The sequence below is a fragment of the Streptomyces yunnanensis genome, assembly GCF_029011865.1.
GTDB lineage: Bacteria > Actinomycetota > Actinomycetes > Streptomycetales > Streptomycetaceae > Streptomyces > Streptomyces yunnanensis.
Window position 1 is genome coordinate 7,666,182 of record NZ_CP095749.1, and the last position, 26,997, is coordinate 7,693,178.

Annotated in this window: 23 protein-coding genes; 16 read left to right on the forward strand and 7 right to left on the reverse strand. The window is 71.3% G+C overall.

What is annotated here, in order from left to right; all coding sequences use genetic code 11:
* From MOV08_RS33545 to MOV08_RS33585, 9 genes are all read left to right on the forward strand, one after another.
* Positions 1-663, forward strand: coding sequence for a riboflavin synthase (locus MOV08_RS33545; protein WP_039638065.1), 663 nt, complete (start codon positions 1-3; stop codon positions 661-663).
* Positions 660-1,316, forward strand: coding sequence for a nicotinamide mononucleotide transporter family protein (locus MOV08_RS33550; RefSeq protein ID WP_039638066.1), 657 nt, complete (start codon positions 660-662; stop codon positions 1,314-1,316). The genes MOV08_RS33545 and MOV08_RS33550 overlap by 4 nt, the downstream gene beginning before the upstream one ends.
* Positions 1,313-2,704, forward strand: coding sequence for a GTP cyclohydrolase II (gene ribA / locus MOV08_RS33555; RefSeq protein WP_275310033.1), 1,392 nt, complete (start codon positions 1,313-1,315; stop codon positions 2,702-2,704). The genes MOV08_RS33550 and ribA overlap by 4 nt, the downstream gene beginning before the upstream one ends.
* Before the next feature lie 45 nt (positions 2,705-2,749).
* Positions 2,750-3,235 (forward strand): 6,7-dimethyl-8-ribityllumazine synthase, encoded by a 486-nt coding sequence (gene ribH, locus MOV08_RS33560; RefSeq protein WP_039638068.1) that lies wholly within the window; start codon positions 2,750-2,752, stop codon positions 3,233-3,235.
* A gap of 129 nt (positions 3,236-3,364) precedes the next feature.
* The gene (locus MOV08_RS33565; protein ID WP_016571913.1) at positions 3,365-3,637 is read left to right on the forward strand and encodes a phosphoribosyl-ATP diphosphatase; all 273 of its coding nucleotides are present in this window, start codon (positions 3,365-3,367) and stop codon (positions 3,635-3,637) included.
* A 54-nt stretch (positions 3,638-3,691) separates the two neighbouring features.
* Positions 3,692-4,540 (forward strand): ATP phosphoribosyltransferase, encoded by an 849-nt coding sequence (hisG, locus tag MOV08_RS33570; protein WP_039638070.1) that lies wholly within the window; start codon positions 3,692-3,694, stop codon positions 4,538-4,540.
* Between the two features lie 45 nt (positions 4,541-4,585).
* Positions 4,586-5,056, forward strand: a complete 471-nt coding sequence (locus MOV08_RS33575) for a PH domain-containing protein (RefSeq protein ID WP_039638071.1) — start codon at positions 4,586-4,588, stop codon at positions 5,054-5,056.
* Between the two features lie 171 nt (positions 5,057-5,227).
* Positions 5,228-6,598, forward strand: a complete 1,371-nt coding sequence (locus MOV08_RS33580; protein WP_039638072.1) for a hemolysin family protein — start codon at positions 5,228-5,230, stop codon at positions 6,596-6,598.
* Entirely contained in the window at positions 6,595-7,725 is a 1,131-nt protein-coding gene (locus MOV08_RS33585) for a hemolysin family protein (protein ID WP_039638073.1), read from the forward strand. The genes MOV08_RS33580 and MOV08_RS33585 overlap by 4 nt, the downstream gene beginning before the upstream one ends.
* 64 nt (positions 7,726-7,789) lie before the next feature.
* Here MOV08_RS33585 and MOV08_RS33590 read toward each other — a convergent pair whose 3' ends face one another.
* Together MOV08_RS33590 and MOV08_RS33595 are read right to left on the reverse strand one after the other, a co-directional pair.
* Positions 7,790-9,691 carry an AAA family ATPase gene (locus tag MOV08_RS33590; protein ID WP_275310034.1) on the reverse strand — a complete coding sequence of 634 codons (1,902 nt, stop codon included), beginning with the start codon at positions 9,689-9,691 and terminating at the stop codon, positions 7,790-7,792.
* Positions 9,692-10,194: 503 nt separating this feature from the next.
* Entirely contained in the window at positions 10,195-10,785 is a 591-nt protein-coding gene (locus MOV08_RS33595) for a uridine kinase family protein (RefSeq protein ID WP_052287019.1), read from the reverse strand.
* A 165-nt stretch (positions 10,786-10,950) separates the two neighbouring features.
* Between MOV08_RS33595 and MOV08_RS33600 the strand changes: the two genes are divergently transcribed.
* On the forward strand, positions 10,951-12,339 hold the full coding sequence (locus MOV08_RS33600; protein ID WP_275310036.1) for a peptidase C39 family protein: 1,389 nt from the start codon (positions 10,951-10,953) through the stop codon (positions 12,337-12,339).
* On the opposite strand, the gene MOV08_RS33605 is transcribed toward MOV08_RS33600, so the two are convergent.
* Positions 12,287-12,952, reverse strand: a complete 666-nt coding sequence (locus MOV08_RS33605; RefSeq protein ID WP_275310038.1) for a site-specific integrase — start codon at positions 12,950-12,952, stop codon at positions 12,287-12,289. The two genes, MOV08_RS33600 and MOV08_RS33605, sit on opposite strands and share 53 nt — an antisense overlap.
* A gap of 802 nt (positions 12,953-13,754) precedes the next feature.
* On the opposite strand from MOV08_RS33605, the gene MOV08_RS33610 reads away from it, so the two are divergent.
* Positions 13,755-14,975 (forward strand): arylsulfotransferase family protein, encoded by a 1,221-nt coding sequence (locus tag MOV08_RS33610; protein ID WP_275310039.1) that lies wholly within the window; start codon positions 13,755-13,757, stop codon positions 14,973-14,975.
* 160 nt (positions 14,976-15,135) lie between these two features.
* Here MOV08_RS33610 and MOV08_RS33615 read toward each other — a convergent pair whose 3' ends face one another.
* The 3 genes from MOV08_RS33615 to MOV08_RS33625 are packed head-to-tail and all read right to left on the reverse strand — an operon-like array spanning position 15,136 to position 17,202.
* Positions 15,136-15,645, reverse strand: a complete 510-nt coding sequence (locus MOV08_RS33615) for a hypothetical protein (RefSeq protein WP_275310040.1) — start codon at positions 15,643-15,645, stop codon at positions 15,136-15,138.
* Entirely contained in the window at positions 15,642-16,079 is a 438-nt protein-coding gene (locus tag MOV08_RS33620) for a hypothetical protein (RefSeq protein WP_052287020.1), read from the reverse strand. The genes MOV08_RS33615 and MOV08_RS33620 overlap by 4 nt, the downstream gene beginning before the upstream one ends.
* A gap of 31 nt (positions 16,080-16,110) precedes the next feature.
* Positions 16,111-17,202, reverse strand: coding sequence for a hypothetical protein (locus MOV08_RS33625; protein WP_275310041.1), 1,092 nt, complete (start codon positions 17,200-17,202; stop codon positions 16,111-16,113).
* A gap of 1,208 nt (positions 17,203-18,410) precedes the next feature.
* On the opposite strand from MOV08_RS33625, the gene MOV08_RS33630 reads away from it, so the two are divergent.
* Genes MOV08_RS33630 through MOV08_RS33640 form a run of 3 tightly spaced genes read left to right on the forward strand, consistent with a single transcriptional unit; the run spans position 18,411 to position 24,235 of the window.
* Complete coding sequence (locus tag MOV08_RS33630; RefSeq protein ID WP_275310043.1) at positions 18,411-19,397, forward strand: hypothetical protein; 987 nt, start codon at positions 18,411-18,413, stop codon at positions 19,395-19,397.
* Between the two features lie 57 nt (positions 19,398-19,454).
* Positions 19,455-21,302 carry an HSP90 family protein gene (locus MOV08_RS33635; protein ID WP_275310044.1) on the forward strand — a complete coding sequence of 616 codons (1,848 nt, stop codon included), beginning with the start codon at positions 19,455-19,457 and terminating at the stop codon, positions 21,300-21,302.
* Positions 21,303-21,304: 2 nt separating this feature from the next.
* Entirely contained in the window at positions 21,305-24,235 is a 2,931-nt protein-coding gene (locus MOV08_RS33640) for a hypothetical protein (RefSeq protein WP_275310045.1), read from the forward strand.
* A gap of 209 nt (positions 24,236-24,444) precedes the next feature.
* On the opposite strand, the gene MOV08_RS33645 is transcribed toward MOV08_RS33640, so the two are convergent.
* On the reverse strand, positions 24,445-25,281 hold the full coding sequence (locus MOV08_RS33645) for a helix-turn-helix domain-containing protein (RefSeq protein ID WP_275310047.1): 837 nt from the start codon (positions 25,279-25,281) through the stop codon (positions 24,445-24,447).
* A gap of 101 nt (positions 25,282-25,382) precedes the next feature.
* Between MOV08_RS33645 and MOV08_RS33650 the strand changes: the two genes are divergently transcribed.
* Positions 25,383-25,979, forward strand: coding sequence for an NADPH-dependent FMN reductase (locus MOV08_RS33650; RefSeq protein ID WP_275311981.1), 597 nt, complete (start codon positions 25,383-25,385; stop codon positions 25,977-25,979).
* A gap of 13 nt (positions 25,980-25,992) precedes the next feature.
* Entirely contained in the window at positions 25,993-26,961 is a 969-nt protein-coding gene (locus MOV08_RS33655; protein ID WP_275310049.1) for an aldo/keto reductase, read from the forward strand.
* Positions 26,962-26,997 lie beyond the last annotated feature (36 nt).

Below are 26,997 nucleotides of genomic sequence, written 5' to 3' on the forward strand. Positions count from 1 at the left end.
GTGTTCACCGGAATCGTCGAAGAACTGGGTGAGGTCGTCGCCGTCGAGAACCTCGGCGACGCCGCCCGCTTCCGCCTGCGCGGCCCCGTCGTCACCGAGGGCGCCAAGCACGGTGACTCGATCGCCGTCAACGGCGTCTGTCTGACGGTCGTGGACACCGCGGACGGCGAGTTCACCGCCGACGTGATGGCCGAGACCCTCCACCGCTCCAGCCTCGGCGCGCTGACCACCGGCTCCCGGGTCAACCTGGAGCGCCCGATGGCGCTCGGCGGGCGGCTCGGCGGACACCTCGTCCAGGGCCATGTCGACGGCACCGGCACCCTCGTCGAGCGCACCCCGGGTGTGGGGGCACCCCCGGCGGTAGCTGGGGGACACTGGGAGCTGGTGAAGGTCGCGCTGCCGACCCAACTCGCCCGCTACGTCGTCGAGAAGGGCTCCATCACCGTCGACGGCGTCAGCCTCACCGTCGTGGACGCCGCCGACGACTACTTCACCATCAGCCTCATCCCCACCACCCTCGCCCTGACCACCCTCGGCATCAAGCAGCCCGGCGACCCGGTCAACCTTGAGGTGGACGTGCTCGCCAAGTACGTCGAGCGGCTGCTCGGCCGGGGCGACAAGGACGCCGACGACCTCGCGGAGATCAAGGAGATGGACCGGTGAGCGTCCTGAACTGGCTCAACGGCCCGGCCTTCACGGTCTTCGGCCAGCGGGTCATCTGGTCCGACATGATCGGCAACACCATCGGCCTGGCCGCCCTGGCGCTCGGCTGGCGGCGCTCGATATGGTCCTGGCCCGCCCAGTTCCTCTCCGGCGTCATCCTCGTCGCCGCCTACGCCTCCGCCCACCTCAGCGGCGGCGTCGGCAAGCAACTGCTGGTCATCGGGGTGGCGGTGTGGGGCTGGCGGCAGTGGCAGCGCGGCCGCCGACAGGCGCAGGACGGCTCGATCGCCGTCCGGTTCGCCACCTGGCGCGAGCGCGGGCTGCTGATCGGCGGCACCGCCCTGGGCACCCTGGCCGTCGGCGGACTGTTCACCCTGGTCCCGCAGCTGTCCTGGAACCCCTGGCCGGACGCCTACATCTTCGTCGGCACGCTCGCCGCGATGGTCGCCCAGGCCCGCGGGCTGGTCGAGTTCTGGTTCGCCTGGCTACTGGTCGACGTGGTCGGCGTCCCGCTCGCCTTCAGCAGCGGCCTGGCCTTCTCCGGCCTCGTCTACGTCGTCTACCTCGCCCTCGTCGCCTGGGGCATGCGCGACTGGTGGCTCCGCTCGCGGACCACCGCCGAGCGCCCCGCACTGGAAGGAGTCGCGGCATGACCGCACTGCAGAGCTGGTACGCCGAGGCCGAGACCGGCGACCTCACGCTGGACCCGGTCGAGCGGGCCATCGCCGACATCGCCGCCGGCCGGCCGGTCGTGGTGGTGGACGACGAGAACCGCGAGAACGAGGGCGACCTGATCGTCGCGGCCGAGAAGGCCACCCCGGAGATCGTCGCGTTCATGATGAGCGAGTGCCGCGGTCTGATCTGCGCCCCCATGGAGGGCGCCGACCTGGACCGGCTCGACCTCCCGCAGATGGTCGAGCGGAACACCGAGTCGATGGGCACCGCCTTCACCGTCTCGGTCGACGCCACCGCCGCGCACGGCGTCTCCACCGGCATCTCCGCCGCCGACCGCGCCACCACCCTGCGGCTGCTGGCCGCCGGCGGCTCGGCCCCCGGCGACTTCGTCCGGCCCGGCCACGTCTTCCCGCTGCGCGCCAGGCCCGGCGGCGTCCTGGCCCGCGACGGCCACACCGAGGCCGGGGTGGACCTCGCCCGGCTCGCCGGACTCCGCCCGGCCGCCGCCATCGTCGAGATCGCCGGCGAGGACGGCACCATGCTGCGGCTGCCCGAACTGGTCCCGTTCGCCCGCAAGCACGGCCTGACGATCATCTCCATCGAGGACCTGATCGCCTACCGCCGGTCCCCCGAGCTCTCGGCTCCTCCCCCACTCTCAACTTCGTTCGAGCAGGGGGACCCCCATGCGCAGGGGGGACCCCCGTCCGAACCCACCGTCCGCCGTGAGGCCGCCACCTGGCTGCCGACCGCGCACGGCGAGTTCACCGCGTACGGCTACCGCTCCACGGCCGACGGCATCGAGCACGTCGCGCTGGTCGCCGGGGAGCTCGGCGACGGCGAGGACGTCCTGGTCCGGGTCCACTCCGAGTGCCTGACCGGCGACGTCTTCCACTCGCTGCGCTGCGACTGCGGCCCCCAACTGGAGGCGTCGCTGCGCCGGATCAGCGAGGCCGGCCGCGGCGTGGTGGTCTACCTCCGCGGCCACGAGGGGCGCGGCATCGGGCTGCTGTCCAAGCTGCGCGCCTACGAGCTCCAGGAGCGCGGCCGGGACACCCTCGACGCCAACCTCGAACTGGGCCTGCCGGCCGACTCCCGGGACTACGGCGCCGGCGCCCAGATGCTCCGCGACCTCGGCGTCCGCTCGCTGCGCCTGATGACCAACAACCCGGAGAAGACCGCCGCCCTGGTGCGGCACGGCCTGACCGTCACCGGCCGCGAGCCGATGCCTGTCCAGGCCGGCGAGCACAACCTGCGCTACCTGCGCACCAAGCGCGACCGGATGGGCCACGACCTGCCCTGGCTGGAGGGCACCCCCGGCGCCGGCACGGGTACCGCCGGCACCGCGACCACCTGCGACAACCAGTAACCACCGTCAGCCGGGCACCGGCACATCACTCGTACGAGGAGAACCATGAGCGGCAAGGGCGCACCCGAACTGTCCGTGAAGAACTGTGGCGACCTGCGGGTGGCCGTGATCGCCGCGCAGTGGCACCAGCAGGTCATGGACGGCCTGGTGGACGGCGCGCTGCGGGCCCTGCACGAGCTGGGCATCGACGAGCCCACGCTGCTGCGGGTGCCCGGCACCTTCGAGCTGCCGGTGGTCGCCAAGGTCCTGGCCGGCCGCGGCTACGACGCGGTGGTCGCGCTCGGCGTGGTCATCCGGGGCGGCACCCCGCACTTCGACTACGTCTGCCAGGGCGTCACCCAGGGCCTCACCCAGGTCGCGGTGGACACCGGCGTCCCGGTCGGCTTCGGCGTGCTGACCTGCGACACCGAGGCGCAGGCGCTGGACCGTGCCGGACTGCCCGGATCCACCGAGGACAAGGGCCACGAGGCGGTCACCGCGGCGGTCGCCACCGCCGCCACACTCCGTACGGTCTCCGAGCCCTGGCGATGAGTGGCCGCCCGTCTCACCCCGCGGGCCTTCAACCGAGGCGCTGCGCGCCGCCCGCCCGTCTCCCACCACCACCCTTCAATCGAGGCGCTGCGCGCCGCAGTGACCTCACCGCGTAGGGTAGGCGGCATCATGTCCAAGAAGACGTTCGAGGAGCTCTTCGCCGAGCTCCAGCAGAAGGCCGCCACCGGCGACCCCGCCACCTCCCGGACCGCCGAGCTGGTGCAGGCCGGTGTCCATACGATCGGCAAGAAGATCGTCGAAGAGGCCGCCGAGGTGTGGATGGCCGCGGAGCACGAGTCGCACGACGCCGCCGCCGAGGAGATCTCCCAGCTCCTCTACCACCTCCAGGTGATGATGGTCGCCAAGGGGATCTCCCTCGACGACGTCTACGCCCACCTCTGAGCCAGCCCCCTCCGCAATCCCCCAACTCTCCCAGCTGCAAAGGAAATCGCTGTCATGCTGCGCATCGCTGTCCCCAACAAGGGTTCACTGTCCGAGCCTGCGTCGGCGATGCTCCATGAGGCCGGCTACCGCCAGCGCAAGGACCGCCGTGAACTGGTCCTGGTCGACGCGGAGAACGAGGTCGAGTTCTTCTTCCTCCGCCCCCGCGACATCGCGGTCTACGTCGGCTCCGGCAAGCTCGACATCGGCATCACCGGCCGCGACCTGCTGCTGGACTCCGGCTCGCCGGCCGAGGAGATCCTCCAGCTCGGCTTCGCCTCCTCCACCTTCCGCTACGCCACCCGCCCCGGCACCGCCAAGGACGTCGGCGACTTCGGCGGCATGACCATCGCCACCTCGTTCTCCGGCCTGGTCACCCAGCACCTCGCCGACAACGGCGTGGACGCCTCCGTCGTCCACCTCGACGGCGCGGTGGAGACCGCCATCCAGCTCGGCGTCGCCGAGATCATCGCGGACGTCGTGGAGACCGGCACCACCCTGCGCAACGCCGGTCTGGAGATCATCGGCGAGCCGATCCTGAAGTCCGAGGCCGTGGTCATCCGCGGCACCGGAGCCCCGGACGACGACCCGAAGGTCCGCCAGTTCCTCCGCCGGATGCAGGGCGTCCTGGTGGCCCGCCGCTACGTGATGATGGACTACGACATCCGGGTCGAGCACGTCGAGAAGGCCGTGGCGCTCACCCCGGGCCTGGAGTCCCCGACCGTCTCCCCGCTGCACCACGAAGGCTGGGTCGCGGTCCGTTCCATGGTCCCGTCCAAGGACGCCCAGCGCATCATGGACGAGCTCTACGACCTCGGCGCCCGCGCGATCCTGACCACCGGCATCCACGCCTGCCGGCTCTGACGCACCGCCGCCCGCACTCCCACCCCCTCCGACGGAAGACGACACGTGTCCGCGCCCGCGTCCCCCGCTGACTCCCTGCCCGGCCTGCCGGTGACCTTCCGGCCGGCCCGCACCCGGGCCGTCCTGTACGCCGTGGGCATCGCCCAGCTCGCCGCCCTCGCCGCGGTCGCGCTACTGCTGCCGGAGCTGACCGGCGGCGAGCGGGTCAGCTTCGTCGGCACCGGGGTCCTGGTGGGCGCCGTCCTCCTGCTGCTCAGCCGCCCCAGGGTGGTCGCGCGGCAGGAGGGCGTCACGGTCGTCAACCTCACCACCCGGCGCGACCTGGCCTGGGCCCAGGTCCTGCGCGTCAACCTCCGGGCCGGCGACCCCTGGGTCCATCTGGACCTCGCCGACGGCACCAGCTTGCCCGCGATGGGCATCCAGCCCGGCATCGCCCGGGAGCAGGCCATCCGCGACGCGCGCGCCCTGCGCGATCTCGTCGAGATCCACGGTGCCGTCGACCACACGGCCCGCTGACCCTGCCCCAACGCGGGCCCCGCTGTTTACTCTGTTCTCCGGGGTGCGCCCGCGCCCCGCCCCTCAGGGGACCCAACGAACCGAGGAGTGACTCCCTCCGGCAATGGACGGATCGTCCTGTAGTACCTGCGCCGCCCCTCCCGAACCCCCGCATACGACGGAGGCGGCGGCATGATCGGCCCCCTGCTGCTCCTCCTTGCGGCACTTGCGCTCATCCTCGCGAACGGCTTCTTCGTGGCCGCCGAGTTCGGACTCGTCACCGTCGAGAAGGCGGACGCCGAACGGGCCGCGGCCAACGGCGACCGCCGGGCCGACACCGTCGTCTCCGCACTGCGGGAACTCTCCTTCCAGCTCTCCGGCACCCAACTCGGCATCACCATCACCTCGTTGGTGGTCGGCATGCTCGCCGAGCCGGCGCTGGCCGGGCTGCTGTCCGGACCGCTGCTCGCCCTGGGCCTGCCCAAGGGCGCCGTCCCGGGCATAGCGGTGGTCATCGGCATGCTGCTGGCCTCCGCCGTCCAGATGGTCATCGGCGAACTGGTGCCCAAGAACTGGGCGGTCTCCAAGCCGCTCCAGGTCGCCCGGTTCGTCGCCGGCCCGCAGGACGCCTTCTCCCGCTTCTTCCGGCCGGTGATCACCCTGCTGAACACCGTCGCCAACCGGCTGGTCCGCGCCCTGGGCGTGGAACCGACCGACGAACTGGCCTCCGCCCGCACCCCCGGCGAGCTGGTCTCGCTGGCCCGGCACTCCGCCCGGGCCGGGGCGATCGAGCAGGACACCGCGGACCTCTTCGTCCGCACCCTCTCGCTGGCCGACCTCACCGCGGAGAACGTGATGACGCCCCGCGTCCGGGTCAGCGCCCTCCAGGCCACCGCCACCGCCGAGGACGTCGTCAACCTCACCCGCGCCACCGGGCTCTCCCGCTTCCCCGTCTACCGCACCCGGCTCGACGAGATCGTCGGCATGGTGCACCTCAAGGACGCGCTGGCGGTCCCCGCCGAGGAGCGGCTGCGCATCCCGGCGGCCCGGATCGCCGTGCCGCCGCTGCTGGTGCCCGAGACGCTGCCGGTGCAGCCGCTGCTGGAACGGCTGCGCAGCGAGCAGCCGATCGCGGTGGTCGTCGACGAGTACGGCGGCACCGCCGGCGTGGTGACCCTGGAGGACATCATCGAGGAACTCGTCGGTGAGGTCCGCGACGAACACGACCGGGTGGACCTGCCCGAACTGGGCCAGGCCCCGCCCGAGGACGGCCGTCCGGCGTGGGACGCCGACGGCGGCTGCCGGGTCGACACCCTGCGCCGGATCGGTCTGGAGGCCCCCGACGGCCCGTACGAGACCGTCGCGGGGCTGGTCGCCCACATACTCGGCCGGATCCCGGCCCCCGGTGACACCGCCGAGCTCGACGGCTGGCGGCTGCGGGTGCGGCTGGTCGCCCACCACCGCGCCGAGCGGATACGACTGGTGCGGCTGGCGCCCGCCGCCCCCGCCGTCCCCGAGGCCGCCCGCGAGCGGGTCGCGGCCGGAGCGGAGGTGGCCCGATGAGCGCGGCCCAGCTCCTCTTCGCGGTTCTGCTCGTGCTCGCCAACGGCTTCTTCGTCGGCGCCGAGTTCGCCCTGGTCTCGGTCCGCCGCAGCCAGATCGAGCCGCTCGCCACGATGGGCTCCAAGCGGGCCCGCCGGGTCCTGCACGGCCTGGAGAACCTCCCGCAGATGATGGCCGCCGCCCAGTTCGGCATCACCGTCTGCTCCCTGACGCTCGGCGCGGTCGCCGAGCCGACCGTCGCGCACCTGCTGGAACCGGTCTTCGAGGCCGTCCGGCTGCCCGCGGCTCTGGTCCACCCGCTCGGCTACGCCCTCGCCCTGGCCCTGGTGGTCTTCCTCCACCTGGTCATCGGCGAGATGGTCCCGAAGAACCTGGCGATGGCCGCACCCGAGAAGACCGCCCTGTGGTTCAGCCCCGGCCTGGTCGCCTTCGCCCGGCTGTGCCGCCCGGTCACCGCGCTGCTCGGCGCGCTGGCCCACGGCGTGCTGCGGCTCTTCCGCGTCGAGCCCAAGGACGAGGTCGAGGCGGTCTTCACCAGCGAGCAGCTCACCCACCTCGTCGAGGACTCCGGCCAGGCGGGCCTGCTCGACCCCGGGGAGCAGGAGCGGCTCTCCGACGCCCTGGAGCTCGGCAGCCGCCCGGTCACCGACGTGCTCCTGGACCCCGCGGGGCTGATCACCGTCAAGCCCACGGTGACGCCCCGCCAGGTGGAGGAGCTGACCGTACGGACCGGCTACTCCCGCTTCCCGGTCTGCGCGCCGGGCGGCGCCTACATGGGCTATCTGCATGTCAAGGACGTCCTGGACCTGGAGGAACGGGACCGGGCGGTGCCGCAGCGGATCTGGCACCCGATGGCCACCCTCCGCGCCGAACTGCCCCTGGACGACGCGCTGACCGCGATGCGCCGGGCCGCCTCCCACCTTGCCGCGGTCGCCGACGCAGGCGGCCGGGTGCTCGGCCTGGTCGCGCTGGAGGACGTCCTGGAGATGCTGGTCGGCGAGGTCCGGGACCCTGCGCACCGCACGGAGCGGACGGCCGGTCCGGCGCCCCGGGAGGGGGCCGGGCGGGTCGGCGAGCCGCGTGAGGGGGCGGCGGTGACGGCCGAGGATCCCGCGCTGGCGGGCTGAGCCACGCCGGACCCGACGGAGGGGCGCGCCGGATCACCGGCGCGCCCCTCCGCCTTCCCGGCGGCTACAGGTCCAGCCCCTTCGGCGGCGCCTGCGGATCCGGCCCGCGGCCCGAGAGCACCTCGCCGTACGCCTGCATCAGGTCCGGCAGCCGAAGGGTGGCCAGATCGTCCCGGGTCGGGATGCCCTGCCAGGTGGACAGCCGCAGATCGCGGTAGGCGCAGCTCTTCTCGTACAGGGTGCGCAGGAAGCGGCCGTTGCCCAACTCGTCGATCCAGCCCTGCTCGACGACGTGGCCGTTGATGCTGGACAGCTCGTCGCGGGCCTCCTCGTCCCAGCGGTCGCCGTTCTCCGCGGCCAGCACCTCGCCGATCCTGGTGAGTTCCAGCGGACGGTAGCTGGGGAAGTCCACCCGGCTGGTGAAGCGGGAGGAGAGGCCGGGGTTGGTGGCCAGCAGCCGGTCCATGCCCTCGGGGTAGCCGGCCAGGATGACCACCAGCCGGTCGCGGTTGTCCTCGGCCCGCTTGAGCAGCACCTGGAGGGCCTCGTCGCCGTACGCGTCGCCCTTGCTGTAGCCGGAGTTGGACAGGCTGTACGCCTCGTCGACGAAGAGCACCCCGCCCAGCGCCGAGTCGATCAGCTCGTTCGCCTTGACCGCGGTCTGGCCGAGGAACTCGCCGACCAGGTCGGCGCGTTGGGCCTCCACGAGATGGTCGCCGCCGAGCAGCCCCAGCGCGTAGAAGACCCGGCCGAGTATCCGGGCCACCGTGGTCTTGCCCGTTCCCGAGGGGCCGGAGAAGACGAAGTGCCGTTTCGGGGGCGCCACCGGCAGGCCCTGGCCGGCCCGCAGCCGGGCCATCCGCAGCTGCGCCGACAGCGCCCTGACGTGCCGCTTGACCGGCTCCATGCCGACCATCCGCTCCAGCTCCGCCAGGGCCTTCTCCAGCAGCACCGGATCGGCCGGCCCGGTGGGCAGGAGCTCGCCGCCGCGACGGCCCGCCGCGGTCGTCTTGATCCGGGCGGTGCCGCCGTCCCCGGCGGACGGTCCGGCCGGCTCCGCCTGCGCGCCGGCCGGTTCGCCGGCCACCAGCAGCTCCCGGCCGTCCACCGGGTCCAGCGGCGCCAGCGGGTCGAGGTCGCCGCCGACCTCCTGGGCCGGGCCCTGGGCGGAGACCGGCGCCAGGCCGGCGCCCTCGTCCAGCCCGTCCGCCTCCGCGATGGCGGCGAGCCGGGCCGCGGTGTCCATGAACGTCGGATCGACCCGGTGCACCGCGCGGTAGAGGGGGAGCGCGGCGGCGCTGCGGCCGGTGCCCTCGTAGGCGCGGGCGAGCCAGTAGCGCAGTTCCTTGCGCTGCGGCTGCTCGCTGCGGCAGCGCATCAGCGCGGTGGCCAGCAGCGGCTCGGCCTGCCCGTACGTCTCCAGCCGCACCCGCGCCATCCCGCCGAACAGCCCCGCCTCGATGCCCAGCGTCGGATCGCCGAGCAGCGGTTCGGTGTGCCGGACGAGCTGCTCCCAGTCCTTGACGAGGTAGGCGCGGCAGGCGTGCAGGAAGCGCACCTGGGGGTCGGTCTCCACCGGTGGGCAGCCGGCCAGCGCCTGGTCCAGCTCGGCGACGTGCCGGCCGTCGAGCCAGTGGGAGGCGTGCGCCAGCAGCAGATCGCGGCTGGTCTCCAGCACCGGCTGGACCCACCAGCCCAGCCAGTACCAGGAGTTCAGGGCGCGTCGGTGGCGGGCGCGCTGCTCGCCGAAGCGGTCGCGGTGCTGGTGCATCCGCAGCAGCGCCATGGAGGTGTCCGCGCGCAGCGCGTGGAGTCCGAGCCAGGCGTCGGCCATCGACGGATCGAGCCGTACCGCGGCCCGGAACTCCTCCTCGGCCTGGGGGTAGGCCCCCATGGTGTAGGCGTCGACCGCGCGCAGCCAGGCGAGTTCAGCCGGAGCGGGCGAACCCTGAGCGCCGACATCCATCCCGTCCCCCCACAAAACGTCCCCCCGTGGTGTACCACCGGACGTGTGCCGCGCCGTGGGCCCGGGGCCTGGCCGGCCCTTGGCGAACCGGCGTGCGGCGGGCGGGAGTTGCCCTGCCACGCACCCGGGTCCGGGTCCTGCGGTGGCACAGACTCGCATCGTACCTGCGCTGTCGGTGCAGGTCGTAGAGGGCCGCACGAGGTGGAGACGGGGGAGTGAAAGGGGGCGCATCGGCGCGAAGCGAGCGGTGACCCTGGGTGAGGGAAGTGCCGTGCGGCGAGCGCCGCGCAATGTGCTTTCACACAGGACGAAGCCCCCGATCACGGGGGAACAACCGGGGGCTTCGCGTCTGCAGGCGGTCCGTTGAACCGCACATTGAGAACGTAAGTCCTGTACGCCCCCCAGGTCAAGCCGAGTTGGGGTACTCGGCGGGTCCCGGTCAACGACTGGCGGCGTGTCAGCCATGGTCGGCTACGCACGGTGAAATCCGGGCCCGGTCAAGGCTACTTGACGGGTCCCACGCACACCTCGTACCCCATCTGCCCCTGGTGCACCAGGAGATCGGCATACGGCCGGGACGGATCCGCCGCGAAGTGCGCGCGCTCCGCCGGAATCCAGCCATCCCAGAACGCGGAGAGCCCCGGACCGTCCCGGAGTTGACCCCGTTCCCATGAATGCTCGCGCGCCAGTTCCATCCACAGCAGGCACGCGACGTACGGCCGCAACTCGCGTCGCCCGGTGCCCACGCCCTCGACCAGTACCACCGGCTCGGGCGCCAGCTCCCGCACCGTGGCGAACTCCCGGCGCACCCAGTCGTAGACCTCGTAGCGCGCCGTCCCGCCCCGGGACAGCGGCGCCAGTACCTGCTCCCGGAACCGGCCGCTCCACGCGAACAGCTCCTCGTGCGTCGCGAGGTCGTCGGTGTGCACCACCGGAGCGCCGCCGAGCGCCTCCGCCAGCCGCCCGGCGAAGGTGCTCTTCCCCGATCCCGCGTGTCCGTCCACCGCGACCAGACGCACCGGGCCGCACGACGGCGGGAGGGTGCGCAGCCGGGCGGCCAGCGAGGTCAGCACGGGGTCCGGGGCGGGGGTCATCCCACCAGCGTACGCCAGTGGTCCACACCAATATTCGTGGCGCGACGCGCGTCGAACCGCCTTCCTAAGCCCGCCCGGAACGGAGATAGTTGAGCGCATCCGCCGCACCGCACCGGACCCGACCGCCCGCACCGCGAGCCGTCCGCACCGACTGGGGGACCTCATATGACCAGCTCCGCGCCCCGGCGCACCGTCCTGGCCGCCGCGCTCGCCGTCGCCGCGGGCGCCGCCGCGAGCCCCCTGGCCCGCGCCACCGGCGAGCCCGCCGGCCGGCCCGCCCTGCCGGTTCCCGAGACCGCCCCGCGCCGATCGAAGAGCCCCGTGGACTACCACGCCTGGACCACCGCCGCCGACTGGCACCAGGGCACCGGCCACGGCACCCGTGTGGTGTCCGGCCGCCGCCCCGGCATCGCCCTCGCCCGCCCCGCCGGGACCACCGAGTACCACGACCCGCACACCGGCAAGACCGCCACCTGGGAGTACGCCACCTGGACCAGCCCGGTGCGCCGCCTCCCGGTCCCGGCCACCGAGGCCGTCGCCTCCTGGAACGCGCACACCCCCGCCGGCACCTGGATCGCCGTCGAACTGCGCGGCACGTACTCGGACGGCGGCCACACCCCCTGGTACGTCATGGGCCGCTGGACCGCCGGCGACGGCGAGACCGACATCCGGCGCACCTCGGTCGACGGCCAGAAGGACGGCCGCAGCGCCGTCTCCACCGACACCTTCGCCCTGGACGACCCCGCGAGCGGCCTCCGCCTGGCCGCCTACCAGCTCCGCCTCACCCTCTACCGCCGCCCCGGCACCACCGCCACCCCCACCGTCTGGCGACTGGGCGCGATGGCCTCCGACCTCCCCGACCGCTTCGAGGTGCCGGCCTCCAAACCCGGCCTCGTCGGCTGCGAACTGCACGTCCCCCGCTACTCGCAGGAGATCCACAAGGGCCAGTACCCCCAGTACGACAGCGGGGGAGAGGCGTGGTGCAGCCCCACCTCCTCCGAAATGATCATCGAGTACTGGGGCCACCGCCCCACCCGCCGACAGCTCTCCTGGGTGGACCCCTCCTACGCCGACCCCCAGGTCTGCCACGCCGCCCGCTACACCTACGACTACCAATACGAGGGCTGCGGCAACTGGCCCTTCAACGCCGCCTACGCCGCCACCTACCCCGACCTCCAGGGCGTCGTCACCCGGCTGTCCTCCCTCACCGACGCCGAACGCCTCGTCCACGCCGGCATCCCCGTCATCACCTCCCAGTCCTTCCTCAAGACCGAACTCGACGGCGCGGGCTACGGCACCGCCGGCCACCTGATGACCGTCATCGGCTTCACCCCGACCGGCGACGTGATCGCCAACGACCCGGCCTCCCCCACCGACCCCGCCGTCCGCCGCGTCTACAAGCGCCACCAGTTCGAGAACATCTGGCTCCGCACCAAGCGCCACGACGACAAGGGCCAGGTCAAGAGCGGTTCCGGGGGTGTCTGCTACCTCTACTTCCCCGTCAACTCAGCACCAACTCAGCACCGCGTCCTGCGCGAGCTCGGAATCCGGTAACGCTCATGCCGCCAAGCCGACCGCCAGCTCCTGCGGCAGGTATGGGGAAGCGGTCGGCATAGGCGGCGAAGAATTCCGGCAGGGGGACATCGCGCCATTCCCCTTCCTTCCGGTGCTTCAAGGACGCATAGCGTGCTGCGTAGACTCCGTCCATATCCCGATACCGGACTATCTGCCGCCGCAGACGCAGCGTGCCGTCCTGAAAGTCCTCGGGAAAGACGTCAAGCGATTCGCCGATACGGAGACCGCCGCAAGCCATCAGCCATATAGCCGGTTCCAGGCGCGGCCCGATCGAGTGCGCTATGGCCTGGATCTCTTCAAGACCCGGAAGGCCCCGCTCGTCGACCGGAACCACGAGATTAGCGGGCTTCTCCGCCTCCTGAACGGGATTGTTGGCGATTCGCTTGTGGCGCACCGCGTGCGAGAAGAGCGACGACAGGGCGATGCTCCGGGCCTCGATCGTGTTCGGTTTGGCCCCCGCCTTCGCCCAGCGGGCGTACAACTCCTCCACACCGGCCGCCGTCACCTGAGCCATGGTCTTGCGCCCCAGGTGCGGCAGGACGTGCAGCCGCAGGATCCGGCGGCAGTCGCCGCGACCTGGTGGCGTATCCACACGGCGGCGGCTCGTAGGCGGACCCTCGTGACGGGCACAGCAGAACCCGAGAACCGCCCCAGCCGCCCAGCCAGGCGATCTTCACCGTGGACACCGGTCGCCGACCAGCGTGAGCATGCCGACATCCACGCACACCAGCCCACCTGACCGGGAAACTCCACGGTCAGAGGGCCCGCCCGGCAGCCCGTCGTGCAGCCGCTGAAGGACTCCGGCCGGGGGCTTCGCCCCGGGGAGCGGGACGTTGCTGCTCCGACATCCGGCACCGCTGCCGTTTGCCTGAAGGCGGCGAGTCGCGAACACCGCTGGTGGGCGGCCGGGTTCATGATGTGGACTGGCGTTGACGGCGGGTGGGAGCCCCGCTAACTTCGCGGCATGCGGAAGCACTCCACTGCCCTGACAACTCGCGGTCACATCGACCTCAAGCGAGTCTGTTCGGCTGCCTGTCGCTCCTGCTGAGGGCTTCGCCCCCTTCTCCAGAGTCTCCTCCGCCCTGCGGGCCTACGTGCCTTAGCGGACTGGTACGGCCTCCCTGTGTGTCCTCACCCGGTGGCAGCCGCCCTCCACGACTGGATCCATCCAAGTGCCGCTGACGGCCGTCGTGCGTGATCCCAACGTCTGGTAGGCCACGCACAGTTGACACGTGTCGTCATGCCCTCCTCTCCCCAAGAGGCAGCGGCTTCCTGCATCACAACCCCTGAGCCGGCGACGGTTCTCGCCCACCGCGCACGGGGACATGGCTCGTTGCTGTCGACGAACAGTCCCGAAACCCCTACTCAGCTTCGGACTTCACAGAAGGAGCATCATGCGAAAGAGAACCTGGGCCGCACCGATGACGCTCGCTGCGGCGGCGACCGCGGCACTCTCGGGCGCGGTGCCCGCGACCGGAGCCTGGGCGTCGGAGCCGGGCAGCCGCCCACTGCCGCCTGTGCACGTCCTGGCCGACAAGGTGGGGACCGGCAGCGGGGACATCTTCGTCTCGCCGAACTCGGCCACGAGCAAGTACGCGAGTGGCGTGGAGATCCTCAGCCATGACGGCAAGAAGGTCGTCTGGTCGCACGCGGTGCCGTCCGGACAGGAGGCCGCCGACTTCCGCAAGCAGACCTACCACGGCAAGCCGGTGCTGACCTGGTGGCAGGGCACCAACCTCGGTGGGCTCGCCAGCGGCGTCGACTACGTCTACAACGACCAGTACCAGAAGATCGCCGAAGTCCGGGCTGGGAACGGCTACACCGCCGACGGCCACGAGTTCCTGATCACGCCGCGGAACACCGCGCTGATCCTGGCCTACAAGGAAGCCACCGCCGACCTCACGTCCATCGGCGGCTCCGCTCACCAGAAGGTGATCAACGGGGCCGCGCAGGAGGTCGACATCCGCACCGGCAAGGTGCTGTTCCAGTGGAACAGCGCCGACCACGTGCCGTACGCACAGAGCAAGCAGCCGCTGCCGTCCTCGGCGACCACGCCGTGGGACTGGTTCCACATCAACGCCGTCAAGCCGGACGGCAAGGGGAAGCTGCTCATCGACGCACGCAACACGTGGACCACATACCAGGTGTCGCGGCACACCGGCAAGATCTTCTGGCAACTCGGCGGCAAGGCGAGCTCGTTCAAGCTGAAGGCCGCACCCGGCCAGGTGCTGAACGAGGCCGGGAAGATCTTCGCCTGGCAGCATGACCCGGAGCCGGTCGAGAACGGCCTGTACACGCTCTTCGACAACGAGGCCGCAGGTGCTGGGAACACGGGCTCCGGGACCGTCCGGGAGCTGCCGTACAGCCGCGTGGTGACGGTGCGCCTGAACGCCAAGACCCACGAGGCGACGCTGGTGCGTTCCGTCGATCAGCCGACGAAGCTCAGTGCCTCGTCCCAGGGGAACGCGCAGACGATGCGCAACGGCGACCTTCTCGTTGGTTGGGGATCGCTGCCCTACGTCTCCGAGTTCAGCCGATCCGGCAAGCTGCTCTTCAACGCTCAGTTCCCCACGGGGGTGAACACCTACCGGGCGTACCGGTTTGACTGGAAATGACCGGGCGAGGCACCGAGCACGCAAAAGCACCTAGGGCTCTTGTATCGAGTCATGATCAATCGACGGGATCCGTCCCCGCGGCGGGGCTCGGACCGGTAGATCGTCCGGCATGACGGGCCGAAGTCTGTCCAGCGGGGACTCGCGGGTCGGTCCGTGTGCATCAGCTGAGCGTATCCGTGGGTTCGGTGGGAACCGTGGGGTGGGTTGCGAGGCGGCGGGCTTCGCCCGTGACCTCGGCATCGACCTCGTCCACGGTTCTGTCGCCGTATTCGAGGACGTCGTACTCATCGTCGAGTTCGGCCAGCCGCTCAGTCAGGGGCAGCTCATGTCCGTAGCGCTGATGAATCCGGAAAGTGAACTCCCGAGGCGTGAGTTCGCCGGCGAGCATACGGCGTGCAAGGACTCGGGCGGCGGCTTCCTGGCCGGCCTCGCTGGCGATCGGAAAGAAGGTGAGGCCAAGTTCGTCGAGTGCTGCGGGAAGCAAGTCGTGGACGTCGTAGTCCGCCTCGGCGCGCGTGCAGGCGGCGAGGATCCGAAGGCCGGGGGTGTCGAGTCCGGCGACGAGCGCATCACAGGCGGCATCGACAACCTCGCTCGCGCGGATTTCCCCCGTGCTCCAGAGGACGGCATGGTCTTGTAGAGCGATTGCTGCTGCTTCGGTCGACGTCACTCGTCCATTTTCCCTTTGCGGTGCGTCCCGGTCGAGCAGATTTCATCGAAGGTGCTGGTCAGTGGCCTGTTCCAGCAGGCTCGTGCGGATTCCGCGTAGCGCCTCGCGGTCTTCTCGTCGAGTCCGAAGACTTCGGAAAGATGGAGCGGGTCGGGCCCATGGACCAGGAACTCTTCGAGTTGTCGGTCGACGCGGAGTCGCTCCAGCGTCGCGTCCTGCCCCCGCATCGGAGCGCTGATCCAGTGGTTGCTGGCCCGGCCGGTCGTGTTGGCGGTCTGGTTGTCGATCAGCAGGTGGAGGTTCGCGGTGTTCGGCCACCGGATTCGCCGGTGCTGCCACCAGTCCAGCAGCGGTTTCAAGGTGAGGTCGTCGAGCGGGCGGGCGCGTCCGGCGATGGTCAGCCGACGGTTGCCGAGATCGACGTCGTCGAGCATGAGGGTGGCGATCTAGGCGACCCTGGCGGCGTTAGGAGCGGGTGGCGGTAGCGCAGTCGCTGCCCGTGGCCGTCGTGCCGTTACCCGTGTCGATCGGCTTGCTGCGGTCGTACGGATCGATTTGGTGGGCCTCGTCGGCGGGCTGTTCCTTGGCCGTGCCGAAGGGCGGCACGAAGTAGCCAGTCGGGGCGGAGCAGCCACCGTTGGTCATGTCGACCGCGTGCGAGATGAGAGACATCGTGCCCGGTTCGGTGATGACTTCGGCCGGGTCGTCCCAGCTCATCACGATCGTGCGCCGCACGATCGTACGGACGACCTCGGCGTCACGCCCGCCGTTGCCCGCTGGGGTGACCGGGTACACAAAGGTGACGTCCGCCGTCACCTCGACCGCCCCTCGCTTCCCTTCCCGGTACGTCAGCCGGCCGCGCGTCTTGACCACGTCACCGACCAGCCGCGTCTGCTCCGGACGGAAGCGGCTGAACAACAACAGCGGGTTGGTCTCGGGAGCGGGCGCCGTCGACGACAGTGCGGTGCGCAGGTACTCCTGGACGTCCTCCTGGTGAGGGTTCAGCAGCGCAATCGCCTTCGTGGGGCGCTCGCCGCGCAGCACGCGGGAGTCGAGCCCCGTGGCCACCATGAAGTCCCGACTCTGCCGCAATGCCCGCTCGACCTGAGCGGGATCCATCCAGCCGGTCGCTTTGGCCGAGGGCACCGTGATCCCTGCCGCTCCGTCGGCCCAGTGAGCGGCAGGCGAGCCCCGGAAGGGCTCGGCGAGGGTAGGGCGCAGAGCGGGCTCGGCGCCGGGAGCCTCCCGCGGACTTTCCGACTCGGCAGCCAACGGCGCTCCGTCCCGCCCGCCGTCGTTGCCACCGAACCAGCCGACGACTTCCTGCGGGAAGAGCCCCACGACCAGGAGGGCCAGGCCCGCCACCAGTCCGGTCACGTACCAGCCCATTCTGCGCTGGGGGCGGGCCGGTGAACCCGTACGCCACCCCTCCGGCTGCCCGGAGCCCTCCCGCAGACGCCGCCCTACTTCACGGGCGCGCGCCGACGGCTCCACGGGGGCCCCGGCCGCACCCGTCACCGATTCACGTAGGAACCGCTCCCACTCCTCTTCAGGCACGGACGACCCGTCCTGCCCCCCAGCCCCGCTCACACCGCACTCCCGTTCTCGCTCAATTCCCGATGACTCGATCACTCGACCACCTGATCCGTTGATGGCGCACCGGTCGATCCAGAGTCGCTCACATGATCACATGGCCAAGCCCCTGATCTGCCCCGTTCCATCCGCTATGGCAATATGTGAGGCATGACGAACAATCACGGGAGCAATGCCGCGTAGGGCCCCACGCGCCGTCCGGGCCGGGTTGCCCGCCCGCCGACCAAGTCGTGACGCTTCGGCCGACATCGATGGCTTGTCCGCACGAACCATGCGCGCGATCCGATGCATTGAGCGCACCCGCACTTTCCTGGAACCAGGGCAGACAGTTGCAGCAGTGCGGCTATGGAAGGAACATGTATCCCTCCCCAAGCGTGAGTTGTGGCGCGACTGGGAGTGGGGAGATGAACTGCAACTGCACTGGGACTGTTGCGGCAACCCTTTCCACGCCAGGTATCTCCTGGAGTACCTGCTCAACGCCCTGCCGGCTCGCAGCGCAGCCGAACTGCGCAGTCTGGTCAAACAGCTCGACACATTGGCCGGACCTCAAGACCTACCGCGCCGAGTACCGCCAGCACAGCCACCATGGCACGTGTGGTGACGAGGCCCGCGCCAGCGAGCCACTTGCCGGTCAGCGCGTGACATGAAGAGGTCCTGATAAAGGTGTTGGACGTGTCTGTGGGTGATGAGCATGTGGTGAGGCCGCCGAAGGCTTCGTGGATGGCGGGGCCGGCCAGGATGCCGAGGTAGCCGAGGCCGGCGACCTGGGAGACGCTGGTGCCGGCGTTGTCCGGGTCGGGCCACGTCCTCAATGCGAATGGCCCCGACGGAGTTCGTGCGCGAAGTCTCGATGGGGCTCCCAGTGCACATTGTTGGAAAACCGTTCCGGAGCAGCCCGCTTGACGTCCAAGCGTGCCGGCAGAGCCCTGCCGGCCATCGTTTTCCGGCGCTTCCCGGTTCGTTTGTCCGTGCCGCTTCCGAGCCGGGGACAGGTGAATCGCAGGGACCGAAACAGGTCTGCTGCGGACGTCAATTGGTTTGGTGGTGCCTGGGGGAGAGGGTCGCACCGCGAGCGATATTGTGCTGCATCGGTGAAAATTCCGTGGAAGTGATGTCGGTGGGGCCGTTTATGCTGCGCCAGAAGATCACGTGGGGCCAGGAAAGGGCGCGGCATGTTCAGCAAGTTGTTCGGCAGGGGTGCGGAGAGGCCGTTGGCGAATCCGCATGCCCTTCCGGTCCCTCGCAGGCAGAAGAACGGGATCTACCCGCTGCACGCACTTGGGGACGCGCGGGTGCTCGCGCTGGTTGAGGCTGCCACCGCGGGTGACTGGGAGGCGGTCAAGGCGGCGCTGGCCCCCTTCGACCTTGGCCATGACCACCAGGTCCTCGGTCAGCTGGCCGACGTGGACGGTGTGCAGGATTGGATCGGCCGAGCCGTCGAGGAGGACGGGGAACACCGGGCGACGGCACTGCTGATATCCGGGACGCGTCACCTCAGCTGGGGCTGGGAGGCGCGCACCGCCGAGCTCGCCAGGAACGTCGCACAGGAGCAGTGGCGGATCTTTCACGAGCGGCTCCGGATCGCCGAGGAACAGCTGCTCCAAGCCGCTGAGTTGCGGCCGGATTGGATCACGCCGTGGTGCCACCTCCTCACCTCCGGCCGTGGCATGTCGCTGTCTCCCGCTGTCAGCGAAGTCCGGCTCCACGCCGCCCTGCGTCGTGACCCGCTGGACCTGGAGACCCACCTTGAGTGGGTGTCGCAGTTGCAGCCCCGCTGGGGAGGGGAGCCCGGCCAGGCTCTGGCGTTCGCCCGCGGCGCGCTGGCCCACACCCCGCAGGGGCATCGCCTGGGCTGCGTGCTCGCCATGGCACACATCGAGGACTGGGTCGAGTCGGACGAGGGGGACTGCCTCGTCAACGCCGCCGTCCAGGCCGAGTTGCGGGCTGCGGCCGACCACAGCATCCTTCACCCTGCCTATGCGTATCGCCCGGGCTGGCAGCACGACTTCCACCTGTTCGCCATGGCCCTGGCGCTGGCCGGTGAAGACCACACGGTCCGGCGCGTCCTCCGGGTGCTCGACGGCGCCTACACCAGCTGGCCCTGGAGCTACTTCGAGGAGCCCGAGAAGCAGTTTGCCCGCCTCCACCGTCGCGCCTGAGCGCGCGCCGGCCCCGCTTCGCCCGTCAACCCGTCTCCCTTCCCTCCGGACCACCCGATGACTCTGCCTCACACCGACACCAACACGACCGGCGTCGACCGCACCTTCCAGGTGGATCTGCGTGGCCTGGTCGATCTCCTCTCCCGCCACCTCTACTCCAGCCCCCGCGTCTACCTGCGCGAATTGATGCAGAACGCGGTGGACGCACTGACCGCCCGGCACGCCCTCGCACCGGAGGAACCCGCCGACGCCTTCGGCATCCGTCTGTACGCCGATGGTTCGGTGGTGCGTGTCGAGGACGACGGCGTGGGCCTCACCGAGGCCGACGTGCACGCCTTCCTCGCCACGATCGGCCGCAGCAGCAAGCGCGCCGAGGGGATCGTCGAGCAACGGGGGGACTTCATCGGCCAGTTCGGCATCGGCCTGCTCTCCTGCTTCTTGGTCGCGGACGAGATCCAGGTCCTGAGCCGCTCCGCCCGCACGCCCGACGCCCCCGCCGTGGAGTGGCGGGGACGCGGCGACGGCAGCTACACCGTCCGCACCCTGCCCGCCTCCGCCCGCCCTGAGCCCGGCACGACCGTCACGCTGACGCCGCGTGCCGACGCCGGCGAGTGGACCCGGCCGGCACAAGTACACGCGCTGGCCCGGCACTTCGGCTCTCTGCTGCGCCACCCGGTGTCCTTCACCGACGGCACAGGCGGCCCAGGTGCGTCGGTGAACCCCGAGCCGGCACCCTGGGCGCGTACCCACCGCACACCGGGAGCTCGCTCCCGCGCACTGGCCGAGTACGGCGAGGAGGTCTTCGGATTCACGCCGCTGGACACCATCGAGCTGGACCTGCCGGCCGTGGGCCTGAAAGGCATCGCGTGCGTGCTGACCGAGGCCGTGCCGGTCGGACGCCGCCACGGCCATCGCGTGCACGTCAAGGGCATGCTGCTGTCCGAGCAGGCCGAGGAGATCCTGCCCGAGTGGGCGTTCTTCGTCCGCTGCGTCATTGACGCCGAGAGCCTGCGCCCGACGGCGTCCCGCGAGTCCCTGTACGAGGACGACACCCTCGCGGCCGTCCGCGACGCCCTCGCCGAGCGGCTGCGCGCGTGGATCGCGCGGACCGCCGCCAGCGACCCCGATCTGCTCGCCCGTTTCCTCCAGGCCCACCACCTGGCCGTGAAGTCCCTCGCGGTGCACGACGACGACATCCTGCGAATGCTGCTGCCCTGGCTGCCGTTCGAGACCACTGACGGCCACACCACCCTCGACGAGTTCGCCCGCACCCACCGCACCGTGCTCGTGACGTCGAGTGTGGAGGAGTTCCGGCAGGTCGCGGCGATCGCCTCGGCCGCCGGCCTCGGCGTCGTCAACGGCGGCTACACCTACGACCGTGAACTGGTCCACCGGATACCCGAGATCAGGCCCGAAGTCAGCGTCGCAGACCTCGACCCGGCCACCCTCACCGCCCACCTCGACCCCGTCGACCGGGAGACGGAACTGGCCGCTGCGGCCTATCTCGCACAGGCCCGCGACGCCCTCGCCGCCTTCGACTGCGAAGTGGCGCTGCGCACCTTCCAGCCCGCCTCCGCCCCCGCCCTCCTCGTCGACAGCCGCGAGGCCCGGCACGAGCGCACCCGCTCCCAGCTCGCCCGCGAGCAACAAGGCGGCCTGTGGGGCGACATCCTCGGTGCCCTGCACCAGGAGGCGCCACGAGCCCAGCTGATCCTCAATCAGCTCAATCCGCTGGTGCGCACCGCCCTCGCCATCGACGAACCCGAGCTCGCCCGCACCAGTGCCGAAGCCCTCTACGGGCAGGCCGCGCTGCTGTCCCGGCGCCCGCTCAGGCCCGCCGAATCGAGCCTGATCAACCGCTCCTTCCTCGACCTTCTCGCCCACGCCCTGCGCAAGGACCGCTGACGATGCCGACCGCACCCCAGACCACCGACGAGCTGTACCGGGCGCTCCAGGAGAACGACCGGCGCCCCTACGGCCGGGGCCGCACCGTCACCGCCGAGGAGCTCGTCGACGCCGCCGAGCACTTCGCGGAACCCGTCCCGCTCGTCCACGCGCTCCTCGAACTCCACGAGGCGTACACCTACGGCTCCGAACCCCGGAAGTCGCCCGTCGTCTTCGCCCGCCTGCTCACCCTCTTCGACGAGCAGCCCGACATCTTCGACGAGCGCCTGCGCCACACGTTGTTCTGGCGCTTCAAGTGGCTGGCCAACGCCCTGCGCGCGCTGCCCGAGATACCGCTGGCCAGCCTGCACCAGTGGCTGACCGAGATGCGCGACCGGTACGAAGAGGCCGGCCTCGGCCTCCAGCCCTACTACGGACAGGCGTACCAACTCGCCGCCCACACCGGCGAGGACACCACCCTGGCCTACGAACTGTGGGCCGGCCGCGCCCGCACCGAGCTCAGCGACTGCCAGGCATGCGAGATCTGCGAGCGCGCGCAGTACCACCTGACGGCGGGCGACGACGAACGGGCGCTGCGCACCTGGGAGCCCGTCCTGTCCGGGCAGGAATCCTGCAAGGAGGAGCCGGCCCGGTCCGTCTCGTACGCGCTGTTGCCCCTGCTGCGCACCGGCCGCACCGATCGGGCCCGTGAACTGCACCTCACCGGCTACCGCGCCTGCCGCCGCAACCCCTCGATGTCCGGGGAGGTCGGCAGGCACCTGGAGTTCTGCGCGCTGACCGGCAACGAGGCACGCGGCCTGGAACTGCTCGCCGAGAACCGCAACTTGTTCGACGACGTCGACTCCCCGCTGGACCTGCTCCACTTCCTCACCGGCGTCGAAGTGCTGCTCCAGCGCGTCGGGCAGCTCGGCCATGGCGACCTGCCCGCCTCCGGAAACACGGGCCGCACTTGGACGGTAGCCAGTCTGCACGCCGAGGTGCACCGCCGCGCTGACGACCTCGCTGCGCGCTTCGACACCCGCAACGGAACCACGACCCACGCCGACCACCGCAGAACCCGCCTCGACCGCGCCCCGCTCCTGGCGGCGCTGGAACTGACCCTGCGCAGCCGCAGCCTCGACGACGTGGCCGTGTTCGTCCCGCTCGCCACGTCTCCCGCCCCCACCGCCGCCACCGTCCCCGACACACTTCCCGAACTCATCACGCGCGCAAGGGAATTGGACCAGCAAGGACATCCGGACGCCGAGGCATGCTGGGCGCGCCTGCGCACGCTCGTCGCCGTCCGCGACTACACCCACCCCGACGACCCGGCCGTGGGGCCGCTCACGCAACTGCGCGCAGATCTGCTGGCCGACGAGGCGAACCGGGCCGGTGAGAAGGACGAGTTCGAGGCCGCAGCAGCCCTCCACGAGGAGGCCGCGAACTTGTACGACGAAGCCGGAGCGCCGGGTGACGCGACGCTCGCCCGCGCCTGCGCCTTGTTGGCCACCGCCGAGATTCCCACCCAGGGTGGCGACGGGGCGGAGGCGAAGACCGCCGCGCTGACCGTCGCGCACACATCCATGGTCCGCCTGCACCAGGAGACGCCCGCACTCGCCCCGTACCAGGAGGCCCGCCTGCTGCGGCTGCGGGCGACCGCGCTCGGCCTGCGCCTGCAGTCCTCGGGAGATGACGAGCACATCGCGCCGGCCCTCGCCGAGGTGGACCTGCTGCACGCCTTCGCCACCCAGCACGACGTCACCGGCCAGATTTCCGGCGCACAGGTGCTGCGGGCCAGCACCTACGCCGTCTCCGGCGACCTGCCCGCCGCGGTCACCGAAATCGACGCCCTCCTCGACCGGCTGAAGGCGCACGGCCCCGCTTGGCACCTGCCCCGCGCGCTCGGACTGCGCGGTCGACTCCAGCTCGGCCTCCAGGCCGCGCAGGCCGCACACGCGGACCTGACCGAAAGCCTGCGCCTGGCCACTGACTGGCCGGCCGGCGCGGTGAACACCGCTCGCCTCCACGGTGATCTGGCGGAGGCATGCATGCACTTGGGACGTCCCGAGGAGGCACTGCGTCACCTGACACGCTCCGCAGAGCTGGAACTTCGCCGCGGCAGCCGGACGGACGCGTACTGCACCTACGGCAACGCGGCCCAACTCAGTCTCGACCTCGGGCGCGTCGAGGACTGCATCGCTCTGCTCGACTCCCTGCTGGTCGAACCAGATGTTGCTGCCGAAGAGTTGGACGACCGGCTTGTCGCCCAGCTGCGCCTGACCCGCGCCCGCGCGCTGCACGCGGGAGAGGACCTCAAGGCCGCCACGACGGAGTTCGTCGCCCTCGCGGCCGAGTCGGCCGAATGGGACGACGATCCGGGAAGCCACGCCATGATCGCCGCGGAGACTGCCGTACTCCTCGGCGAGTCCGGGGAGTACGCCCAGGCCCGCAAGGCCGCAGACCAGGCACTCGCCGCCCACGCCCAGGCCCCGCGCTACGAGCAGCTCAGCGGCTGCCTGCGCGAACTCGCCCGCCTCCAGGCCCAGCAGCAGGGCGGCGACGGCCTGGCCGACGCCCTCGCCTTCCTCGCCGACGCCGGCCGGATCGCTGACGAGGCCCGCGCCGCCGGATACCAGGCCCGCGGCCGCTCCCTGGACACCGCTCTGGCCTACGAGCACGGACGGGTCAACGCCTACGCCGGTGCGTTCGAAGATGCCCTGGCTGCCCTGGAGCAGGCCCTAGCCCTGCTCGGCGAGCCGGGGCCGGATCAGGACCACGCCGGCGAGTGGGCCGAGTGCGTCCGCCTCGCGGGCGCCATCGAGGGCATCTACCTGGAACGCCCCGCCCCCGCCCTCACCCGCCTCGACGCGGCGGTTTCCCGCCTCACGACCCTTGGCCACAACGAGGAAACCGAGCCGCTGCTCTCTCTGGCCACCCAGCTGCGCAACGAGTAATGGTGTCGCGGTGACGCCGTGGGTCCGGTGACGGGGCGACAGCTCGCCCCGTCACCAGACCCTTCACTACGCACGGCCACCGAAGCCCGTTCGAACCGCGATGCCGCCCTCCACCGTGATCACGACGGCCGAGCCTCACCGAGCCGCCGTCGGCACCGGCGAACCAGGCTGGAATCCGTCCGTGGTCCGGATCGTCGAATTCGCCGTGCTCAGGAGATGGCCCGCAGGCGGGTCGGGGCCGGCTGGGTGAGTCGGTCGAGGTGGGCGGCGGTGTCCTCGTCGGCGGGGAGGAGGACGAGGAGCTGCTGGGCGTCGGCGGTGAGGTCCAAGGTCTCGCGCAGCAGGCGGAGTTCGGGCCCGGCCGGGTGCTGGAGGCGGAGTGGGCCGCGGCGGGGGACGCGGTGGTTGCCCAGGCGGCGGGTGAACTCGGGGCCGGCCACGGGGGCGAGTTCGGTGCTGAGCCACTCGGAGTTCTCGGCCGAGGGACCGAGCCAGAGGTCGAAGGCCTGCTCGTCGGCGACCTCGTCCCAGTCGGGGAAGAGGCTGCGGGACCGGGGGTCGGTGAAGACGTAGCGGGTGAGGTTCGGAGCCGGTGCGTCCAGCAGGCCGGCCGCGCCGAGGACGGCGGCGTAGCCGGGGGTGTGGGCGAGGATGTCGCCGAGGCGGTTGGTAACGGCGGCGACGCCCGGTTCGAGCAGGCGGAGGGTGTCGCGGACGGTGGGGCGGACCTCGCGGGAGGGCGGGGCCGGGCGGACATGGTTGGGGCAGGCGCCACCGGTGATCTTCGCGAGGTAGCGCAGGTGGCCGCGCTCGGCGGGGTCGAGGCTGAGGGCGTCGGCGAGCGCGTGGACCACGGCCGGGGAGGGGTTGCGGTCTCGGCCCTGCTCCAGCCGGGTCAGGTACTCGACGCTGATGCCGGCGCGGACGGCCAGGTCGGTGCGTCGCAGCCCGGGCGAGCGGCGGCGGCCGTGGTCGACCAGCCCGAGCGTATCCGGCTGGATGCTGTCGCGCTTGGCGCGGATGAAGTCCCCCAGAGGTGTGCCCATGTGACGAGCGTACGGCTTGCGGCAGTGCGGAGGGTGGCCCTGTGGGGGCCAGCCTGGGCACGGTCTGGTTGCGGCCGGCCGGCGGGCCGATGGTGGTGGACATGGAGAAGAACACGCACAAGCTGGTGATCCTCGTCGGCAGCGTCCGGGAGGGTCGGTTCGGCCCGGTGGTGTCCTCGTGGGTGGCCGAACAGGCCGTCGCGCACGGCGGGTTCGAGGTCGACGTGGTCGACCTGGCCGAGGTGGACCTCCCACTGGCGCTGCCCGCTGCCCCGCCGAAGTTCGCGGGTGTCGACTACCCCCGCCCGGCCGGGATGGCCGGGCTGACCCAGGCCCTGGAGGGCGCCGACGCCTTCCTGATCGTCACGCCGGAGTACAACCACAGCTACCCCGCCTCGCTGAAGGCCGCCATCGACTGGCACTTCACCCAGTGGACGGCCAAGCCGGTCGCCTTCGTGAGCTACGGCGGCGCGGCCGGCGGCCGGCATGCCGTGCTGCACCTGGAGAACGTGCTGACCGAGCTGCACGCGGTGACCATCCGGGACGGCCTGGCCTTCCCGAACTACTTCACCGCCTGGACGGACGGCCGCCCGGACGACCCGCAGGCGGCCGGCTACGCCAAGACCATGCTCGACCAACTGTCCTGGTGGGCAGGCGCGTTGAAGCACGCGCGGGCCGCCGAACCGTACCCGGCCTGAGACGGGGGCGACGATGGAATACGTCAAGCTCGGCGGCACCGACCTGACGGTCAGCCGGATCGCGCTCGGCTGCATGGGCTTCGGCGGCAGTGGCCGCGGGCACAACCCGTGGGCGCTGGACGAGGAGGCCGCGGCGCCCGTCTTCCGGCGGGCGGTCGAGCTCGGCATCACCTTCTGGGACACCGCCAACGTGTACGGCGGCGGTGCCTCGGAGGAGCTGGTCGGCCGCGCGGTGCGACGGTACACCCGGCGCGAAGACGTCGTCCTCGCGACGAAGGTGGGCCTGCCGATGCACGACGGCCCGGGCGGCTCCGGGCTGTCCCGCGAGGCGATCCTGGCGCAGGTGGACGGCTCGCTGACCCGCCTCGGCACCGACTACCTGGACCTCTACCAGCTGCACCGCTTCGACCCGGTAACCCCGGTCGAGGAGACCGTGGCGGCCCTGCGGGAGGTGGTCGCGGCCGGGAAGGTCCGGTACGTCGGCGCCTCCTCGATGTGGGCCTGGCGGTTCGCCAAGCTGCAGCACACCGCGGCGCGGGACGGCGGCCCGGCCTTCGTATCGATGCAGCACCAGTACAGCCTGGTGCAGCGCGAGGAGGAGCGGGAGATGTTCCCGCTGCTCGCCGACCAGGGGGTGGGCAGTCTGGTGTGGTGCCCGCTGGCCTCCGGGCGGCTGGCCCGCCCGTATGGGCAGGCGACGGCCCGCTCGGCCGGGGATCCGGTCGCCAGGCGGTTCTTCGCGGACGCCGACCGGCCGATCGTGGACGCCGTGCAGTCCGTCGCAGGGGCCCGGGGCCTGCCGATGGCACAGGTCGCGCTCGGCTGGGTGCTGGGCAACCCGGTGGTCACCGCCCCGATCGTCGGCGCGACCCGCCCGGGCCACCTGGACGACGCGACGGCCGCGCTGGACGTCCGGCTGACCGGCGACGAACTCGCGGCGCTGGAGCGTCCGTACACGCCCCGAACACCCACCGGGTTCTGAGCACGAGGTCCGGGAAGACTGGGGCGTCGGCGGTGG

Coding starts and splice junctions, on each gene's coding strand:
- MOV08_RS33580 (WP_039638072.1), top strand. CDS start 5,228: ATGATCGGCCCCCTGCTGCTCCTCCTTGCGGCACTTGCGCTCATCCTC.
- MOV08_RS33655 (WP_275310049.1), top strand. CDS start 25,993: ATGGAATACGTCAAGCTCGGCGGCACCGACCTGACGGTCAGCCGGATC.
- MOV08_RS33585 (WP_039638073.1), top strand. CDS start 6,595: ATGAGCGCGGCCCAGCTCCTCTTCGCGGTTCTGCTCGTGCTCGCCAAC.
- ribH (WP_039638068.1), top strand. CDS start 2,750: ATGAGCGGCAAGGGCGCACCCGAACTGTCCGTGAAGAACTGTGGCGAC.
- MOV08_RS33595 (WP_052287019.1), bottom strand. CDS start 10,785: ATGACCCCCGCCCCGGACCCCGTGCTGACCTCGCTGGCCGCCCGGCTG.
- MOV08_RS33610 (WP_275310039.1), top strand. CDS start 13,755: ATGCGAAAGAGAACCTGGGCCGCACCGATGACGCTCGCTGCGGCGGCG.
- MOV08_RS33640 (WP_275310045.1), top strand. CDS start 21,305: ATGCCGACCGCACCCCAGACCACCGACGAGCTGTACCGGGCGCTCCAG.
- MOV08_RS33645 (WP_275310047.1), bottom strand. CDS start 25,281: ATGGGCACACCTCTGGGGGACTTCATCCGCGCCAAGCGCGACAGCATC.
- MOV08_RS33590 (WP_275310034.1), bottom strand. CDS start 9,691: ATGGATGTCGGCGCTCAGGGTTCGCCCGCTCCGGCTGAACTCGCCTGG.
- MOV08_RS33630 (WP_275310043.1), top strand. CDS start 18,411: ATGTTCAGCAAGTTGTTCGGCAGGGGTGCGGAGAGGCCGTTGGCGAAT.
- MOV08_RS33620 (WP_052287020.1), bottom strand. CDS start 16,079: ATGCTCGACGACGTCGATCTCGGCAACCGTCGGCTGACCATCGCCGGA.
- MOV08_RS33565 (WP_016571913.1), top strand. CDS start 3,365: ATGTCCAAGAAGACGTTCGAGGAGCTCTTCGCCGAGCTCCAGCAGAAG.
- MOV08_RS33635 (WP_275310044.1), top strand. CDS start 19,455: ATGACTCTGCCTCACACCGACACCAACACGACCGGCGTCGACCGCACC.
- hisG (WP_039638070.1), top strand. CDS start 3,692: ATGCTGCGCATCGCTGTCCCCAACAAGGGTTCACTGTCCGAGCCTGCG.
- MOV08_RS33650 (WP_275311981.1), top strand. CDS start 25,383: ATGGAGAAGAACACGCACAAGCTGGTGATCCTCGTCGGCAGCGTCCGG.
- ribA (WP_275310033.1), top strand. CDS start 1,313: ATGACCGCACTGCAGAGCTGGTACGCCGAGGCCGAGACCGGCGACCTC.
- MOV08_RS33600 (WP_275310036.1), top strand. CDS start 10,951: ATGACCAGCTCCGCGCCCCGGCGCACCGTCCTGGCCGCCGCGCTCGCC.